This is a genomic window from Deinococcus phoenicis, from assembly GCF_000599865.1.
Classification (GTDB): domain Bacteria; phylum Deinococcota; class Deinococci; order Deinococcales; family Deinococcaceae; genus Deinococcus; species Deinococcus phoenicis.
Map to the genome: position 1 here is coordinate 1 of NZ_JHAC01000074.1, position 852 is coordinate 852.

Genomic DNA, 852 nt, shown 5'->3' on the forward strand with positions numbered 1-852 from the left:
GTGGAAAGCTGATCCAGCACCAAACGTATTTTCTTTGCGTCCGGGTAGCGCAGATGCAGAGCCTGCATCTGCGCTGTGAAATCCAGATTACTCCGACGTTCGGTGACGGTCACTGTACGCTGCCCGGTCAAGGGTTCAAAGGCCACGAAGAGATTGGCTGTACCACAACGTTTGTATTCGTAATCCACCCGCGCCGGGATACCCGGCGCGGGTGGCAGTGGTTCGGCCAAGTGATCCATAAGCTGATAAGACTTCTCGTCAAAGCACACGACCGGGTACTCGGGATCATACGGCTCGGCGTAGGTATCCAGCACCTCTTCCATGCGCCACACGAAGTCGGCCCCCACCTTGGCGATGCACCAGCTCTCGACCTGCCAGGGTTTCAAATCATTTTTTTTAACGTCCGACGCACCGTTTCATCACTGATGCTGTCCACCACTTCCAGCGTCACCAGCCGATCCGCCAGAAGTTGCATCGTCCATTTCTCCCGGCCCTCTGGTGCTTCTGAGCAGACCTCAGCAATCAGAATAGCCGTTTCCTTCGGGCCAAGTTTGGGTGGCTGTTTGGGCCGAGCCTTCTCATACAGTGCGGTTTCCAGTCCACCTTGAACGTATTTCTTCCGAATGCTGGCGACGGTCAGGTGACTGATGCCCAGTCGCTCGGCCACGTCATCATCCTTCAATTGTTGATCGCTGAGGAGCAGGATTCGTGCGCGGGTCATCACCCGCGCACTGATGACACCCTTGCGCGTCATGTCCTTCAGTTGACCCCGCTCCTCATCGTTGAGCGTCACCACAAACTGCTTCCGCCGTCCCATACACCCATTTTAGACCTGCCCTCACCTGTGGTCAT

Annotated in this window: 2 protein-coding genes; both read right to left on the reverse strand. The window is 56.3% G+C overall.

Translation table 11 applies throughout. The features are described from left to right. Positions 1–386 (reverse strand): transposase (locus DEIPH_RS16900; protein WP_034360487.1); only part of this gene is annotated, 386 nt, incomplete at its 3' end. After that, on the reverse strand, positions 383–817 hold the full coding sequence (locus tag DEIPH_RS16905) for a helix-turn-helix domain-containing protein (RefSeq protein ID WP_034360490.1): 435 nt from the start codon (positions 815–817) through the stop codon (positions 383–385). The genes DEIPH_RS16900 and DEIPH_RS16905, both read right to left, overlap by 4 nt. Between the last annotated feature and the right edge of the window lie 35 nt (positions 818–852).